We start from the raw sequence: 16411 nt of genomic DNA, 5'->3' as shown, positions 1-16411 counted from the left end.
CCCGCTACTACAAAGTATTTAAGGAATATCGATCATGGCTGCTAAAGAAGTTAAATTCGGCGATTCCGCCCGCAAGAAAATGCTCGCCGGTGTCAACGTCCTGGCTGACGCAGTAAAAGCGACCCTGGGCCCTAAAGGCCGTAACGTGATCATCGAGAAGAGCTTCGGCGCTCCGACCATCACCAAGGACGGCGTTTCCGTTGCCAAAGAAATCGAGCTGAAAGATCGCTTCGAAAACATGGGCGCGCAGCTGGTCAAAGACGTTGCCTCCCGTGCCAACGATGACGCAGGCGACGGCACCACCACCGCTACCGTTCTGGCTCAATCGATCGTCAACGAAGGCCTGAAAGCCGTCGCTGCCGGCATGAACCCGATGGACCTGAAGCGCGGTATCGACAAAGCGACCATCGCGATCGTCAAAGAGCTGAAAGCCCTGTCCAAGCCTTGCGCTGACACCAAGGCCATCGCTCAGGTCGGCACCATCTCGGCCAACTCCGACAGCTCCATCGGCGACATCATTGCCGAAGCCATGGAAAAAGTCGGTAAAGAAGGCGTGATCACCGTTGAAGAAGGCTCGGGCCTGGAAAACGAACTGTCGGTTGTTGAAGGCATGCAGTTCGACCGTGGCTACCTGTCCCCGTACTTCGTCAACAAGCCAGAGACCATGACTGCCGAGCTGGACGGTCCGCTGATCCTGCTGGTCGACAAAAAGATCTCGAACATCCGCGAAATGCTGCCAGTACTGGAAGCCGTTGCCAAAGCCGGCCGTCCACTGCTGATCGTGGCCGAAGACGTTGAAGGCGAAGCCCTGGCGACTCTGGTTGTGAACAACATGCGTGGCATCGTTAAAGTCGCAGCCGTCAAGGCTCCAGGCTTCGGCGACCGTCGCAAGGCCATGCTGCAGGACATCGCTGTTCTGACTGGCGGTACCGTTATCTCCGAAGAGATCGGTCTGAGCCTGGAAAGCACTACCCTGGAACACCTGGGTAATGCCAAGCGCGTGATCCTGTCCAAAGAAAACACCACCGTGATCGACGGTGCCGGCGTTGAGGCTGACATCCAGGCTCGCGTTCTGCAGATCCGTCAGCAAGTGGCTGATACTTCGTCCGACTACGACCGTGAAAAACTGCAAGAGCGTCTGGCCAAACTGTCCGGCGGCGTTGCAGTGATCAAGGTTGGCGCGGGTTCCGAAGTTGAAATGAAAGAGAAGAAAGCCCGCGTTGAAGACGCCCTGCACGCTACCCGTGCAGCCGTTGAAGAAGGCGTGGTACCTGGCGGCGGCGTGGCACTGGTTCGCGCTCTGCAGGCTATCTCCGAGCTGAAAGGCGACAACGATGACCAGAACGTTGGCATCCAGTTGCTGCGTCGCGCTGTTGAAGCGCCACTGCGTCAGATCGTTGCCAACTCCGGCGACGAGCCAAGCGTAGTTGTCGACAAGGTCAAGCAGGGTTCGGGTAACTACGGTTACAACGCTGCTACCGGCGAATACGGCGACATGATCGAAATGGGTATCCTGGACCCGGCCAAAGTGACTCGTTCGGCTCTGCAAGCGGCTTCGTCGATTGCCAGCCTGATGATCACCACCGAAGCCATGATCGCCGAGATCAAGGAAGACGGTCCAGCTGGCGGCGGCATGCCAGACATGGGCGGTATGGGCGGCATGGGCGGCATGATGTAAGCCAGCCTCACCCCGTACATAAAAACCCCGCCTGCGCTAAGCAGGCGGGGTTTTTTATTGCCTGTAATTGAAGTTACCTGGATCCATTGTGGGAGCGAGCCTGCTCGCGATGAGGCCATTACAGTCAACGCCGTTGTTGAATGTCAGTCCGCCATCGCGAGCAGGCTCGCTCCCACATTAGATCTTTGTTCAGGCGCTGACCGGCTCAGCCTCGGTCACGCGATCTGCCCTGGACGCCGGTCGATAGAGGATGAAGTAATACGCCCCCAGACAAATCAGCCAGCAGAAAATCGCCGTCCATACATTGTGCGAAAAGAAGTGCGCGCCCTGCATCATCCGGCTGATGGAAAACACCGAGCCCAACGTGAAAGCGAAGATAAACGCCTTGCGCGCCAGGCGCGGACGACGGTCGCGCAACACGAAGAACAGTGCAAACAATGTGAAGCCAGTCGCCGCATGACCACCCGGCCAGCAGCGGCCCGGCTTGTCGGTGTGCGGGCGAGGGCTGAGCAGTTCGCTGTAGGTTTCGTGCCCGCCGAATTGCTCCAGGCTCCAGGGGCATTGCACCGCCGTCACCGCTTTGACCGGAGTGACAAAGGATGTCGCCAGCGCCAGGGAAACCACCAGGCAAGCCAGTTCCCGTTTGAACGGTTTGAGCCTGTCCATGAAAAAAGAAGCGATGAGGCCCAGGATGGAGAACACCGAAAAGGCGATGACCACTTGCTTGGCCCGGTCATGCAGGATGTCTTCCAGGAAGTAACTGTGCCGCCCGATGAATGCCCCGGCGACCGGGTCATAGAACAGCTTGGCAAGGTCCATGTCCAGGGACGTCAGCTCAAGCAGCAGCAGAGTGATTGCCGCAATGGCGGGCACGCCCAGGCACAGCCAGACGTTAAGTGGGCGGGAGACGGGACGGATAGCGGTTGATGACATGGTGGGGCCTGAAGAAAGGAAAAAGCCCCGGGGCATCAGCCCGGGGCCATTCGGTTAACGTTCGCTGACTTGGTCGGTGCCCTCCTTGGGCCCCCTCCAGCCAAGCAGCTGTTGCTTGAAGCCATAACTGGCGCTTTGGTAATACGTGATGGCGCGGGTGATCAGTGGATCACTGGCATCGGCCATCGATTCGCGGCTCTCGATCAGCGCATCATCGTGGCGACGCAGGCCCTGACGTGGGCTCAGGATCGCCAAATCCTTGCCGTCGAACAAGCCCAGATGCTGGTAATTGCCAACGACCACGCGTGGCGGCAGTGGATTGTCCTGCAGCAAATTGCGGCCGAAGAAGGTCGATTGATAGTCCAGGTTCAGCAGCCCCAGCAAGGTCGGCGCCAAGTCGATCTGGCTGGCCAGTTGCGCTGTTTCCCGAGCGTCGATGAATTTCGGCGCATAGATGAACAATGGAATCTGGTAGTTGCTGATCGGCAAGTCTTCCTTGCCGGCGCTACCAGCCGTGTGGTCGGCGACGAAGACGAAGATTGTATCGTCGAACCACGGCTTCTTGCGCGCCTGATCGAGGAACTGACCAATGGCATAGTCGGTGTACTTCACCGCGCCGTCGCGACCGCTGCCGGATTTGATATCGATCCGGTTGTCCGGATAGGTATAAGGACGATGGTTGGAGGTGGTCATCAGTTGCAGCAGAAACGGCTGTTGCCTGGCGTAGTCGGCGTCGGCCAGTTTCAGGGTCTGGTTGTAAAGGTCTTCGTCGGCCATGCCCCAGGCATTCTTGAAGTGAATCTCCGATTCATCGACGCTGCTCTGGTCCACTACACGGTAACCGTTGCCACTGAAAAACGCGTTCATGTTGTCGAAGTAACCGCGCCCGCCATACACGAACACGCTGTCGTAACCCACGGCGCTGAGTTGCTGGCCGAGGCTGGCGAAACCGCTTTCGCGACCCACACGCTTGACGATCGAACGGCCGGGCGTTGGCGGGATGGCCAGGGTAATGGCCTCCAGGCCGCGATCGGTGCGGGTGCCGGTGGCGTAGAAATTATTGAAGTACAGGCTCTGCTTGCGCAAGGCATCGAGGTTGGGTGTCAGGTTGCGGTCGTTGCCGTTGCTGCCCATGTACTTGGCGCTGAAGCTTTCGATAGTCACCAGCACGATGTTGGGTTTTCGCTCGGTGCCGGGATTGTCGATTATCCGGCGAATATCCTGCGGATCTTCGCCGATAAAGCGGGCGTTGGGCTCGGTCAGTTCAGCGCGAATCTGTTGCGCGACGACGGAGGTCGGCAGGCTGCTGTAGAACTGTGGGTAATCCAGTTCATTGTTACGGAATGCAGCGAAGAACTGATACGGCCCATTGCTCGCCAGTTCGTTCTGATAGGCGTTACCGCCTTGGGCGCGCGGTGAATCCTGACTGAGCAGTTGCAGGCTCAGCCCCGCGACGATCAACAGGCCCAGTGCATTCAGCAGGCGCCCGCGCAGTGGTGGCAATGGAGCGTCCAGCGCGGCATTGAAAGGTTTGCGCAACGCAAAACTCAGGGCGATGGCCAGCACTGCGAGGATGCTCAGCAGTGTGCCGATCGGGTAGGACTCAAGCAGGTTGTTCAGTACTTCGTCGGAGTACACGAGGTAATCGACGGCGATGAAGTTAAAGCGCACACCGAATTCATCCCAAAACAGCCATTCGGCCACGGCAGTGAACAGCATGGCGAACAGGCTGACGGTCAGCATCCCCTGAAGGACCCAGCGGTGGCCACGGCGACGCCACAAGGCCGGCGGGCAGAGCAGCAAGTAGAGGCCCATCGGCAGTGCCGCATAGGCAATGAAGCCCAGGTCATAAAGCAGGCCGACGCCGAATATTGACAAAAATCCGCTACCGGCCTCGTCCAGATGGGTAATCAGCAGAATCGTTCGGGTCAGCAAGAAAATGGCCAGCCAGGCGCCGGTCACAAGCAGGAGAATGCGCATTGGCGCAGTCTTGAAAAAGTCCATTGTGTCTACATTCCTTCTCTATAGCGCGAGAGTCTCGCCCGACCACTGTAGTCAGGTTGTGAATCGATAGTGAAAAACTTGTTATCCCGATAATTTGGTTGAGCGAATCGATTCTACGACCCGCCACCCTAGCCCTGAGTCACACTTGGCCTTAAGCTGCGCGCCAAGACAGCCGTTACTGTATACGGAGGAGGTGCCGATGCGAATTCTATTGGTTGAAGACAACCGCGATATCCTGGCGAATCTGGCTGATTATCTAGGGCTCAAGGGTTACACCGTGGATTGCGCACAGGACGGTTTGTCAGGTCTGCACCTGGCGGCCACCGAGCATTATGACTTGATCGTGCTCGATATCATGCTGCCTGGCATCGATGGCTATACCCTGTGCAAACGCCTGCGCGAAGACGCCCGCCGCGACACACCAGTGATCATGCTCACCGCCCGCGATCAACTGGACGACCGTTTGCAAGGCTTCAAGTCTGGTGCCGATGACTACCTGATCAAGCCCTTTGCCCTGTCCGAACTGGCAGCGCGTATCGAAGCGGTCATGCGCCGAACCCAAGGGGGCGGTCGCCGATCCTTGCAAGTGGGTGATCTGAGCTACGACCTCGATACGCTGGAAGTGACGCGCGAAGGCCGTCTGCTGAAACTCAACCCTGTGGGCCTGAAGTTGCTGGCCGTGTTGATGCAGAAAAGCCCCCATGTGTTACGTCGTGAGGTGCTCGAAGAGGCCCTGTGGGGTGATGACTGCCCGGACAGCGACAGCCTGCGCAGCCACGTCCATCAACTGCGCCAAGTGATCGACAAACCATTTGCCAAACCCTTGCTGCATACGGTGCATGGTGTCGGTTATCGCTTGGCCGAGGGCCGTGATGGAGTTTAAGCAGAGCCTTGCTCAACGGATCATCATCGCCTTTGCGTTGATGAGCGCACTAGTGGCGGGGGCCTTCGCCATCGGCATTATAGCGACCGTGCATCTGGTGGAAGAGAAACTGATCTCGGCCGGCCTGGGCGGCGATTTGCAACGTCTGTTGTTGATGGACAGTGTCTCGGACTGGAGCCACCGCCCCGAGCCGGATCAATTGTTCTATTTCAGCGGCGGGCCGGGCGACTTTGACTTGCCCAAGGATTTGCGGCACCTGGACTCGGGCTTTCATGAAGTCTTTCGCGAGCAGCTGTCGTATCACGCGATGGTCGAAATCGTTGACGGTCGGCGTTACGTGCTGTTGCAGGACCAGAGCGATTTCGAAGAGCGTGAGCGGGTGCTGTTTGCCGTGGTGCTGGTGGGCTTCGTGCTGAGTCTGGCACTGGCGGTATTTCTCGGCTGGGTGCTGGCGCGCAAGGTGATGGCGCCGGTGGTGCGTCTGGCCCGTCAGGTGCGTCATCGGGATCAGTTATTGGGCCTGGCACCGCCACTGGCACCGGATTATGCCGCCGATGAAGTGGGCGAACTGGCCGTGGCGTTCGACGCCACCCTCGGGCGCTTGCGTCAGGCGTTGACCCGTGAGCGATTGTTCACCAGTGACGTCAGCCATGAGCTGCGCACGCCGTTGATGGTGCTGGCCAGTTCCTGTGAGCTGTTGCTGGAAAACCCTGGTATCGATCAGCGCGGTCGTGCCCAGGTCGAGCGAATTGCCCGTGCGTGTGCCGAGATGCGCGAGCTGGTGCAAACCTTCCTTATGCTGGCGCGTGCTCAACATGAAGACGCCAGCATGGCGCCCCAGCAGACCCTGAGCCAGGTATCTGACGGGCTGCTCAACCAATGGCGCGAGCCGATCGAAGCCAAAGGCCTGACGCTTGACTTCGAGCCGGGCAATCCGCCGGACACCCGCTATAACGCGACCCTTCTGCATGCGGTGATGGGCAACCTGTTGCGTAATGCATTGCATTACACCGAGCGCGGGTTTATCCGTTTGGCCCTGACGGATACGGGGTTTGTGGTCGAGGACAGTGGTGTGGGCATTCCCGAGGAAAAACGCGAGGCGATGTTCGAGCCTTTCGTGCGTGGCAACGAAAAACGCGGCGAAGGGCTGGGGCTGGGGCTGTCGCTGGTGCAGCGGATCTGCGAGAACCAGGGCTGGAGCGTCAGCCTGACGAACATGGAACCCAACGGCTGCCGTTTTCAGGTGGAGTTGAGTTCGTCCCGGAACTGATCTGACCGAACCAAAAAACGTAAAGATCGCAGCCTTCGGCAGCTCCTACGTACTTGTGGGCGCTGCCGAAGGCTGCGATCTTTTGATCCTGAATTCGGCCCTGTAAAACCCTGAAATAATTCCGGGGTTACATGACAAATTTTTCACAACGGCACGACCTGACGCTGACACTGCGCTACCTAATGTAGTGGTCATCAGATGTTCAGGAGATTGCAGCGATGGCTGGCCCGATCAAGCTCGATTTTTCCGAGAAATACGACGATCAAGACGATCAACACGCCCGGAAATCTCTGCGCAAGCATCAGGAAGGTCTCGGCCGCCACCTGTCCCATTGGCGTGGCGAGCAACTGGCGCGAAAAGCGCTGACGCTGGCCGGTGAGCCTGGGCTGGTCCTCGATTTGCCCTGCGGCGTGGGGCGTTTCTGGCCGCTGCTGGCGGAAAAACACAACCGTGTCATCATCGGCGCCGACAACTCCCAGTCGATGTTGAAAACTGCCATGCAAGCGCAACCCGCCGACGTTGTAAAACGGGTACAACCCTTGCACGCTTCTGCATTCGATATTGCCTTGCCCGATAACGCCGTCGACAGCATTTTCTGCATGCGTTTGCTCCATCACATCGGTGAAGCCGAGCATCGACTGGCCATCCTGCGTGAATTCGAGCGTGTCACCCGCGACAGCGTGATTGTTTCGTTGTGGGTGGACGGCAATTTCAAGGCCTGGAAACGCAAGCGCGCCGAGAAAAGGCGTGGGCAGGAAGGTTACCAGAATCGATTTGTGTTACCGGCTGCCACGGTTGAAAAGGAATTTGAGCAGGCGGGTTTCCGTATCCAGAAGCAACTGGATTTTTTACCGTTTTTTGCCATGTGGCGTGTCTACGTATTACGCAAGAAGAGGTAACGGGATGGCAGTGCAAGGTGCAACAGAAACGGAAATCGCTCCCCAGGATTATTTCGATTCCTTCTGGAGCCTGAGCGATGAATGGGTAAAAAAAACCGACTTGCCTCGCCACTCGTCGTTCCGTGATACAGAGTGGAAAAAACTCGTCTATTTTTATCAAACGGCGTTTGGCAGCGCTATCAAAGGCTTATAACAATGAAACTCGAAATTGCACGAGGTTTGTTTTTAGCCGGAGCCTTGGCAGTTGCTTCATTGGCGGTGGCGGCCTGGGAGCAGCCCCGCACTCAAGTCCTCAGCTCCGTGCATGGTGACGCGCATTGTCCGTTGCCACGGGTTGCCAAAGCACCCGTGGCCACTCAACCCGATCATGATTTATTACTGTTCATGTTCGGACTTTCTCAGGGACTGAGGCCACAGAGTTGAACAGATTGAAGCCCAAATAAAAGGCCTCGCAGATGCGAGGCCTTTTTTGTGTCCGATGGCTCAAGTCTTGCGCGATCCATTGTGGGAGCGAGCCTGCTCACGATAGCGGTGTGTCAGTCACCTCAATGCTGGCTGTGCCATCGCTATCGCGAGCAGGCTCGCTCCCACAGGGATATGTTCTTCAGGGCTTATCAGGCTTGGCCAGCAATGTGTAGATGCACGGCAACACGAACAAGGTGAACAGCGTTCCGATCGACATCCCCGTCGCGATCACCGTGCCGATGTCGAACCGACTGACGGCACCCGCACCCGTGGCGATGATCAATGGCACCATGCCGAACACCATTGCCGCCGTGGTCATCAATACCGGACGCAGGCGAATGGCCGCCGCTTCCTCCACCGCTTCGCGAGGCGACAGGCCCTTCTCCTTGCGTAACTGGTTGGCGAACTGAACGATCAGAATCCCGTGCTTGCTGATCAGCCCGATCAACGTCACCAATCCCACTTGGGTATAGATGTTCATGCTCGACCAGCCGAGGAACAACGGGATCAACGCGCCACAGATCGACAGCGGCACGGTCACCAGAATCACCAGTGGATCGCGGAAGCTTTCGAACTGGGCCGCCAGCACCAGGAAGATGATCGCCAGCGCCAGGGCAAAAGTGACCCACAGCGCGCTGCCTTCCTGAACGTATTGCCGTGATGCACCTGCATAGTCGACGGCATAACCCGCCGGCGCTTCTTCCCGGGCGATCTGGCGCACGGTGTCGATGGCTTCACCCATGCTGACCAGCGGGACCCCGGAAAGAATCGCCGAATTGAGTTGCTGGAACTGATTCAACTGGCGCGGTCGCGCCCGGTCGGTCACGGTGATCAGGGTCGACAGGGGCAGCAATTCGCCCTTGGTGTTCTTGACGTAATAACGGTTCAGCCAGTCGGGGTTATCCCGGAAGGGCCGTTCCACCTGTGCAATGACTTTGTAGCTGCGACCTTCAATGGTGAAACGGTTGATCTCCGCTTCACCCAGCAACGTCGCGAGGGTGCCGCCCAGGTCCTGCATCGATACACCCATCTGTGCAGCCTTGGCGCGATCGATATCCACCACGACTTCGGGTTTGTCGAAGGCCAGGTCGACGTCGACGAAGGCAAATTTTCCGGATTCCATTGCTCTTTTTTTCACCCGGTCCATCACTTCCAACAATGACTCATAGCTGTTGGCCGAGTTGATCACGAATTGAAACGGCAAGCCTTCACCCGTGCCCGGCAGGGAAGGCAGGTTGAAGCCGAAGATCTGCAAGCCCGGAATGCTTGCCAGTTTGCCCTGGACCTCGGGCAGAATCTGCATCTGGGTCCGGTCGCGTTCGTTCCAGGGTTTGAGCAGGAAGCCGCCGATCCCCGATTGCACGCCATTGAAGCCGTTGATCTGGAACGAGGAGTAGTACTCGGGGAACTCCTTGAAAATCGCGAGGAACTCGTCGGTGTAGGTGTTCAGATAATCGAGGTTGGCCGGTTGCGGGGCATTGGCCATCATGAAGATGACGCCCTGGTCCTCGTCCGGCGCCAGTTCCGACTGGGTGAATTTGAGCAGCACCGGAATCAGGCAGAGCACGATCACCGCGAACACCAGCACCACCGGCCGGGTGTTGAGGGTGCCGTGAAGCACACTCTGGTAGCGACGCTTGAGGCCTTCGAAGATCACGTCCAGGCGATGGGCCAGGCCGGTAGGGTTTTCATCGTGGCGCAGCAGCAGGGCACACATCATTGGCGACAGCGTCAGGGCTACGACGCCGGAAATCACCACCGCCCCGGCCAGGGTCAGGGCGAACTCCTTGAATAGCGCCCCCGTCAGGCCGGTCAGGAAGCCGATCGGCGCATAGACCGCCGCCAGCGTGATGGTCATCGACACCACCGGCATGGCGATTTCCGCAGCGCCTTCAAGCGCGGCATCCAGCGGTGTCTTGCCTTCTTCAATATGCCGATGGATGTTTTCCACCACCACGATGGCATCGTCCACCACCAACCCGATGGCCAATACCATCGCCAGCAAGGTCAGCAGGTTGATCGAGTAGCCCATCATCTGCATGAAGAACATTACGCCGATCATCGACAGCGGAATGGTGACCACCGGGATCACCACCGAGCGCAGGGCGCCGAGGAACAGGAACACCACCACGATCACGATCAGCACCGCTTCGAACAGGGTTTTCACCACTTCGTCGATGGAGGCCTGGATGAACAGCGTGGCGTCGTAGGCGATTTCACCTTTCAGGTTCGGCGGCAACTGAGCTTCCAGCTCCGGCATGATCTTGCGCACTTCCCTGATGACGTCCAGCGGGTTGGCGCCTGGGGTGGCCTTGATGCCGATGTACACCGAGGGGGTGCCGCCGAAGGAACTGACGGAGTTGTAGTTTTCCGCGCCCATCTCGACTCGCGCCACGTCCCGCAGCAGTACGCGACTGTCGCCCTCGACCTTGAGCGGGATCGCGCCAAAGGCTTCGGCGGATTTGAGTTCGGTGTTGGCGTTGATGCTCGTGACGACATATTCGCCTTTCACTTCGCCGGCGGCGGAGAGGAAGTTGTACTGGCGCACGGCGTTGGTCACGTCGCTGGCGCTCAGGCCGAAACCGGCGAGTTTGACCGGGTCCAGCCACAGGCGCATGGCAAACACCTGGTTGCCGAGAATCTCGGCTTCGGCCATGCCCGGCAGGGTCGCCAGTTTCGGCTGGATGACCCGTGACAGGTAGTCGGTAATCTGCGGATTGCTCAGCTCCTTGCTGAAGAAACTGATGTACATCAGCGCCGAGGCGTCGGCGGCTTCCTTGCTCAGTACCGGGTCTTCGGCGTCCTGGGGCAGCTGGTTCTTCACCTCGTTGGCCTTGGCCAGCAGCTCGGTGAACAAGCGGTCGCTATTGGAACCGATGCGCGCGTAGATCGAGATCACCGAGAAGTTCTGGCGACTGACCGACGTCATGTAGTCGATGCCTTCGGCGCTGGCCAGGCTCTGCTGCATCGGTTGGGTGATGTAACCCTGGATGGTTTCGGCGTTGGCCCCGGGGTAAGCGGTGGTTACCGTGATCAGGGCGTTTTCCATTTGCGGGTATTGGCGCAGTGGCAACTTGCTCCAGGCCTGGAAGCCCAGCAGCACAATCAACAGGCTGACCACGGTGGCGAGCACCGGGCGACGGATGAACGGATCGGTAAAAGCCATGGGGATTCCTTGATCAATCAGCGCGCGGCTGACTGCTCTTCTCGGCTAGGGTCTTGTCGTCGCTGATGGCAATGTGCGCGCCGTGGTCCAGTTTGATCTGGCCCCCCGTGACCACTTTTTCGCCGTTCTGCACGCCTTTGGTGATCATGACCATTCCGTCGCGGCGCTCACCGGTTTCGATGAAGCGCCGCTCGGCGATCAGGATCGGCTGGCCCTTGTCGTCTTTTTCGAGGCTGCCGTCTTCGGCCTTTTTCTGCGCGACGACGTACAGCGAGTTGCCATAAAGGGTGTAGGTGATCGCGCTTTCCGGCACGACGATGCGTGGCTGCGGATCGGGCAACATCACCTGCAGGCTGGCGAACATCCCTGGCAGTAGTTTGCCATCGGGGTTGGCCAGGGTTGCGCGCACCAGCACATTGCGGGTGCTGCTCTCGACCTTCGGGTTGATCGCACTGATGGTGCCGGGGAAATTCTCTGTCGGGTAGGCCGGGACCGTGATCTGTACCGGTTGGCCGAGGGCGATTTTCGGCACCGATTGTTCGGGCACAAAGAAGTCGACGTAGAGGCTGCTGAGGTCTTGCAGGGTGGCGATCATCGTGCCGCTGGCCACGTAGTCGCCGACATCTACCTTGCGAATACCGATGGTCCCGCTGAACGGGGCGAGGATGCGTTTTCTCTCTAGTGCCGCCTTGAGCTGATTGACCGTGGCCCGGCTCTTTTGCAACACCGCCGAGAGTCGGTCGAACTCGCCTTTGGAAATAGCCTGGCTGCCCACCAATTGGCTGCCGCGACCGTAATCCAGTTGCGCCAGTCCCAGGTCGGCTTGAGCGGTTGCCAGCAGGGCGGTTTCAACGGCGGTGTCGAGTTGCAGGATTGGCTGACCGGCCTTGACCTTCTGCCCGGACTCGAACTGCACTTCCTTGACGGTGCCGGCGATCTCCAGACTCAGGTCGACCCCTTGCAGCGCCGTGAGGGTGCCGACCGTTGGCAAACGGCTTTGCCACGGACGTTCGGTGGCGGTGGCTACGGCAACACTAATCGGCGGTTTCGGCGCGGAGAAGCCCTGCATCATCGTGTGGATGGAGAAGGCTTTGTAACCGGCCAGGACCAGCACGATTAGCAGAACAACACCCAACATGATCAGCATGCGGCGACGCAGCATATTTCCAGTTCCTTGGAGAAAAATCAGGTGAGACAGGCGGGAACATTACTCCGAGTGTGAGGGGGATTCCAACTGGCACTTTTTACAGACGAGAATGCAGTGCGGCGAACACAAAAGCTGTGGCGAGGGAGCTTGCTCCCGCTGGACTGCGTAGCAGTCCCGTTTTTTAGGGCCGCTGCGCAGCCCAGCGGGAGCAAGCTCCCTCGCCACAAGGTAAACCCACCACTGGGGAGGTGGCCTCAGATGAGATGAAGATGGTTGTCCCAGAGCCCGGCAGGCAACTCCAGAGGTTTTGCGACAAGTGTTGTCTGGCGGCAATCGTAGTACCGGCATCGTCCTTGACCGGAGGTCACGACAAAACCATCGGCCACGGCCCCGACGCCGGCGCAGTCGGGAAGTGGCGCATCCAGGCGTACTTCACCGCTGTCCAGGTCCCAGATAAAAAAGCGGTTGCCCCGCGGCGCGGTCAGGGCGACCAGACGCAGTTCGCTGTGTACGGCGACGCTGGCGGTGTAATGCCCCATGGCCTGCAATTGATGCTCGGGCACCGGGAACGCCACGAACGGTTGGCCTGGACGCTTGATCGCCAGCAGCTCCGATGATTCATGAGCAGCGCCCATGAACTGCTGACCGGCGACGATGGTGCCATCGCTGGCGACGCCCAAATGCCGCACGCTGTTCATCTGCTGGGCCAGTGTTTCCTTGCTCAACAACGTGCCATCGCGCTGCATCAACACCAGGCTCGGTTCCATCGCGTTGAGGTTCATCTCGACCCGGCTTTCGGCCTCGGTGCGAATGCCGCCGTTGGCCACAATCAGCGTCTCGCCATCGGGCATCCACGACACCTGATGCGGGCCGACACCGTGGGTGGAAAGCTCGCCGCTATGCACCAGTCGCTCACCTTCGAACTTATACACACCGAGCAGGCCACGGCCCGGATCGGAGGTGTCGTTCTCGGTGGCGTACAACCAGTCGCCGCTCTGGTGAATCACTGCGTGACCGTAGAAGTGCCGGTTCGGCTGCGAGACCACGATTTGCAGCAACGTGCCGTCGCGCAGGTCGATCAGGTAACTCTCGGTACCCGGACGCCGAGCGACGAACAGCGCTATCGGGAGGGTCGGATGGTTGATGATGTCGTGGCAACGCTGGCCGACCTGAGTGGCAAACACCCGGGTGCCATCCAGCCGATAACCGACGGCGTAATGCTTGCCGTCACCATCGTCCCGCGCCGAGAGCAGGAGCGGGCTTTTGTCCTTTTGCTTGAACAGCGTCCAGCCGCCCAGTGTCACCGCACCCAGCAGCAAACTCCCTAACGTCAGAGCCTGGCGTCGCAGCATGGCACTTGCCCTCATCAGTCACCGTCGTTGGCGTTGAAGCCCAGTTGGATGCCCAGCGCCTTGGCCAGTTCGCCTTCGTGCAGGCGATGGACAACGTTGAGGCTGTCGTAGATCGCGTTGAGCTGCTGGCGCCCGGCATCGTCAGTGAGCATGTCGGTCAGCGAGCGCTGGTTGCTGGCGAGCAGTTTCAGAGACGCTGCGTAGGCCGCGTCGATCTTGTCGGCCAAGGGTTTCTGCTCGCTCGGCAATAGACCGCGCAGGCCTTTGTTGTCGACACCGACCCAGACGGTTTGCGCCGCGCTCAAGCTCGCTTCCAGGCTTTTCAGCGACGATTGGCTGCGCCAGGCATCGGCCTGGAACGGCTGTGGCGTGCCTTTGCTCTGACGGCCCATCGGCGTGCCGAGTTTTTTCTTCAGGGTATCCAGCGCCGTCACTTGCACGCGCAGCAGATCAGCGATCGCTTCGTGGGAATCGGCGTAGCGCTGGTTCGGGAATTTGCTCATCTGCGCGAGCATGCCGTCGTTGGTGTTCCAGCGCGACAGGATCTCTTCGGCCAGTTGCTTCTGACGTTCGCCAATGGCGGTCAGCAGCGGGCAGTATTTGGCTTTCTGGGCACTGTCAGCCATGTCGATCTTGCTATCGAACAGGATGTATTCATACGCCGAGAGACCTTGCACCACGACGCTGGACTTGGCCAGGGCGGCGGCATCGATCTGCGGTTGCGCGGTCACCAGTTGCTCGACCTGACGGCCCACGAGGTTTTTCTTGTCCGGCCAGAACTGCACCTGCCACGAACGGTTGCCTTCGGCCAACGGTCCGATCAGCAGCGGTTGCAACTCAGCCCAGGCCTTCTGCGCGTGCAGGAAGTCGGCGCGGGCGGTGTCCAGGTTTTCTTTGCCTTGGCAGAACGCCAGGGCGCTGACCGCCAATTGACGGTCGGCTTCAACCCAGCGGCTGTAGGTCGGCAGGATGACTTGCTTGGCGATGGCCGCCGATGTGACCGCTTGCGGATCCTGGGGCGAACAGGCGCCCAGGGCGAGGGCGGCAAGGCTGGTGAACAACAATTTGGGACGGAACATGTCGGGCTCCCGCTGAAGGAAAACGTATTAAAGGGAATTCAAAAACGCCAGCAACGCTGCGCGCTGCTCGGCGTTGAAAGACAAAACCTGTTGCTGCGCCGCTTTTGCCTCGCCGCCATGCCAGAGCACGGCTTCGAGCACATTACGGGCGCGGCCGTCATGCAAAAACTGGGTGTGGCCGCTAACCGCTTGTGTCAGGCCGATGCCCCATAACGGCGGGGTGCGCCAGTCGCGGCCGCTGGCCTGGAACTCGCTGCGGTTGTCGGCCAGGCCGTCGCCCATGTCATGCAGCAGCAGGTCGCTGTAAGGGCGAATCACTTGATTGGCCAATTCAGGTTCCGCGGCGTTGGCGGCGGTGGTGTATTTCGGGGTGTGGCAGGACTGGCATCCCGCCTGGAAAAACAGATTTTTGCCGGCCAGCACTTGCGGCGTGCCGACATCGCGACGGGCCGGTACCGCGAGGTTACGGCTGTAGAACAGCACCAGACGCAGGATGTTATCGCTGACTTCCGGCTCACCATCCGGGCCATTGCCGTTGGGTGCCTGCTTGCAAGCGGTTTGTGCGTCGGTGCAGTCATCAACGGTTCTCAGGCTGGTCATGAGGCCCATATCACCAGAGAACGCGTGAACGTTTTGTTGATTGAGGTTCGGTTGCCCGGCCTTCCAGCCAAATCGCCCGAGGACGGTTTTCTGCTGCGCGTCGTCCCAGACCCGGTTCGGTCGTCCGGCGATGCCGTTCTTCTCGCGCGCCTGAGCTTCAGCGTTGGCCAGAATGGCCTCGTCGGGGATCGCTTCAAGCAAGCCCAGGCCAATCATCGGCGGTGCGATGCGCGCCGAGAAACGCGTGTCGGGGTGCATCGGGCCGTAGCCGAGTTGAGTGATCTGCAGGGTCGGCTTACGCAACTCGATTTCGCTGCCGTCCTTGAAACGCACCGGGACCGGCGTGTAATCGACGCGCACCTTGCCTTCCGGGACGACGCCGGGCACCGACATGTCCTGAAACTGCCCGCCGTAAACCGGCTCCGGAACCACACCCAGTTGTTCGATGACCTTGGCGTAGGCCGGCGCATCGGGAATCGACAGGCGCACCAGCATCGACACTGCATTCGGCGCATCGGGCGTGGGCGGGTGACCGCGCCCGTCCTTGATGTGGCAGTTCTGGCAGGCGTTGGTATTGAACAACGGACCAAGGCCATCGCGGGCGGTGGTGGTCGACGGCGCAATCACCCAAGGGCTGCGAAAGAAACTGTTGCCGACGCTGAAATCAACGCGCCGTGACGGCGGCAGATTGGCGGACGGCAGGGAGAATGCGTTCTGATCGGTCTTGCGCACCGTTGCGCTGCCGCCGGAGCGGGCCTCACCGGGTTCGGCCTGGGTAAAACGCGGGGCGTCATCGCAGGCACTCAGGCCCAGGGCCAGCAACAGAGCGGACAAGCGAAGAGTCAGCGAGGGCATCGGACATCCTGCAAGACGAGCAAAACAAAGGCGCAAAGTCTAACAGGGCAGGGGAGTTTGAATAAGAGGAATTATCGTTT

General features: G+C 59.5%; 12 protein-coding genes and 1 pseudogene. 6 read left to right on the top strand and 7 right to left on the bottom strand.

The features are described from left to right. Nucleotides 1–34: 34 nt before the first annotated feature. A complete protein-coding gene (gene groL, locus BK662_RS10755) occupies nucleotides 35–1678 on the top strand; it encodes a chaperonin GroEL (protein WP_008155543.1) in 1644 nt (547 codons plus the stop codon). 189 nt (nucleotides 1679–1867) lie between these two features. On the opposite strand, the gene BK662_RS10750 is transcribed toward groL, so the two are convergent. Together BK662_RS10750 and BK662_RS10745 are read right to left on the bottom strand one after the other, a co-directional pair. After that, nucleotides 1868–2611: a phosphatase PAP2 family protein gene (locus BK662_RS10750; protein WP_123358024.1), complete on the bottom strand. Its 744-nt coding sequence runs from the start codon at nucleotides 2609–2611 to the stop codon at nucleotides 1868–1870. 54 nt (nucleotides 2612–2665) lie between these two features. Continuing rightward, on the bottom strand, nucleotides 2666–4615 hold the full coding sequence (locus tag BK662_RS10745; RefSeq protein ID WP_123358023.1) for an LTA synthase family protein: 1950 nt from the start codon (nucleotides 4613–4615) through the stop codon (nucleotides 2666–2668). Between the two features lie 199 nt (nucleotides 4616–4814). On the opposite strand from BK662_RS10745, the gene colR reads away from it, so the two are divergent. The 5 genes and pseudogenes from colR (at nucleotide 4815) to BK662_RS10720 (ending at nucleotide 8090) form a co-directional block, all read left to right on the top strand. Continuing rightward, on the top strand, nucleotides 4815–5498 hold the full coding sequence (gene colR / locus BK662_RS10740; protein ID WP_123358022.1) for a two-component system response regulator ColR: 684 nt from the start codon (nucleotides 4815–4817) through the stop codon (nucleotides 5496–5498). Next, on the top strand, nucleotides 5488–6768 hold the full coding sequence (locus BK662_RS10735) for a sensor histidine kinase (RefSeq protein WP_123358021.1): 1281 nt from the start codon (nucleotides 5488–5490) through the stop codon (nucleotides 6766–6768). Before colR ends, BK662_RS10735 begins: the two co-directional genes overlap by 11 nt. 218 nt (nucleotides 6769–6986) lie before the next feature. Continuing rightward, nucleotides 6987–7667, top strand: a complete 681-nt coding sequence (locus tag BK662_RS10730) for a class I SAM-dependent methyltransferase (RefSeq protein WP_123358020.1) — start codon at nucleotides 6987–6989, stop codon at nucleotides 7665–7667. 100 nt (nucleotides 7668–7767) lie between these two features. Next, a pseudogene (locus tag BK662_RS35225) lies at nucleotides 7768–7860 on the top strand (lipopolysaccharide kinase InaA family protein); the annotation flags it as partial. A 2-nt stretch (nucleotides 7861–7862) separates the two neighbouring features. Continuing rightward, nucleotides 7863–8090, top strand: a complete 228-nt coding sequence (locus BK662_RS10720; protein WP_026331876.1) for a hypothetical protein — start codon at nucleotides 7863–7865, stop codon at nucleotides 8088–8090. Between the two features lie 181 nt (nucleotides 8091–8271). Here BK662_RS10720 and BK662_RS10715 read toward each other — a convergent pair whose 3' ends face one another. The 5 genes from BK662_RS10715 to BK662_RS10690 form a co-directional block, all read right to left on the bottom strand. After that, nucleotides 8272–11298, bottom strand: a complete 3027-nt coding sequence (locus BK662_RS10715) for a multidrug efflux RND transporter permease subunit (RefSeq protein ID WP_123358018.1) — start codon at nucleotides 11296–11298, stop codon at nucleotides 8272–8274. 13 nt (nucleotides 11299–11311) lie between these two features. Further along, nucleotides 11312–12460, bottom strand: a complete 1149-nt coding sequence (locus BK662_RS10710; RefSeq protein WP_123358017.1) for an efflux RND transporter periplasmic adaptor subunit — start codon at nucleotides 12458–12460, stop codon at nucleotides 11312–11314. A gap of 239 nt (nucleotides 12461–12699) precedes the next feature. After that, a complete protein-coding gene (locus tag BK662_RS10700; protein ID WP_123358015.1) occupies nucleotides 12700–13797 on the bottom strand; it encodes a DUF1513 domain-containing protein in 1098 nt (365 codons plus the stop codon). A gap of 14 nt (nucleotides 13798–13811) precedes the next feature. Beyond that, complete coding sequence (locus BK662_RS10695) at nucleotides 13812–14876, bottom strand: imelysin family protein (RefSeq protein WP_123358014.1); 1065 nt, start codon at nucleotides 14874–14876, stop codon at nucleotides 13812–13814. Nucleotides 14877–14903: 27 nt separating this feature from the next. Next, nucleotides 14904–16331: a di-heme oxidoreductase family protein gene (locus BK662_RS10690; protein WP_123358013.1), complete on the bottom strand. Its 1428-nt coding sequence runs from the start codon at nucleotides 16329–16331 to the stop codon at nucleotides 14904–14906. Nucleotides 16332–16411: the final 80 nt, after the last annotated feature.

Source organism: Pseudomonas frederiksbergensis (genome assembly GCF_003732275.1).
Lineage (GTDB): Bacteria > Pseudomonadota > Gammaproteobacteria > Pseudomonadales > Pseudomonadaceae > Aquipseudomonas > Aquipseudomonas frederiksbergensis_H.
This window is presented reverse-complemented; position numbering and strand designations above follow the sequence as displayed.

Excerpts from the sequence above, each read along its gene's own strand:
- BK662_RS10715 (WP_123358018.1), bottom strand. The coding sequence starts at position 11,298 with ATGGCTTTTACCGATCCGTTCATCCGTCGCCCGGTGCTCGCCACCGTG.
- BK662_RS10720 (WP_026331876.1), top strand. The coding sequence starts at position 7,863 with ATGAAACTCGAAATTGCACGAGGTTTGTTTTTAGCCGGAGCCTTGGCA.
- BK662_RS10745 (WP_123358023.1), bottom strand. The coding sequence starts at position 4,615 with ATGGACTTTTTCAAGACTGCGCCAATGCGCATTCTCCTGCTTGTGACC.
- colR (WP_123358022.1), top strand. The coding sequence starts at position 4,815 with ATGCGAATTCTATTGGTTGAAGACAACCGCGATATCCTGGCGAATCTG.
- BK662_RS10690 (WP_123358013.1), bottom strand. The coding sequence starts at position 16,331 with ATGCCCTCGCTGACTCTTCGCTTGTCCGCTCTGTTGCTGGCCCTGGGC.
- BK662_RS10710 (WP_123358017.1), bottom strand. The coding sequence starts at position 12,460 with ATGCTGCGTCGCCGCATGCTGATCATGTTGGGTGTTGTTCTGCTAATC.
- BK662_RS10750 (WP_123358024.1), bottom strand. The coding sequence starts at position 2,611 with ATGTCATCAACCGCTATCCGTCCCGTCTCCCGCCCACTTAACGTCTGG.
- BK662_RS10695 (WP_123358014.1), bottom strand. The coding sequence starts at position 14,876 with ATGTTCCGTCCCAAATTGTTGTTCACCAGCCTTGCCGCCCTCGCCCTG.
- BK662_RS10730 (WP_123358020.1), top strand. The coding sequence starts at position 6,987 with ATGGCTGGCCCGATCAAGCTCGATTTTTCCGAGAAATACGACGATCAA.
- BK662_RS10700 (WP_123358015.1), bottom strand. The coding sequence starts at position 13,797 with ATGCTGCGACGCCAGGCTCTGACGTTAGGGAGTTTGCTGCTGGGTGCG.
- groL (WP_008155543.1), top strand. The coding sequence starts at position 35 with ATGGCTGCTAAAGAAGTTAAATTCGGCGATTCCGCCCGCAAGAAAATG.
- BK662_RS10735 (WP_123358021.1), top strand. The coding sequence starts at position 5,488 with ATGGAGTTTAAGCAGAGCCTTGCTCAACGGATCATCATCGCCTTTGCG.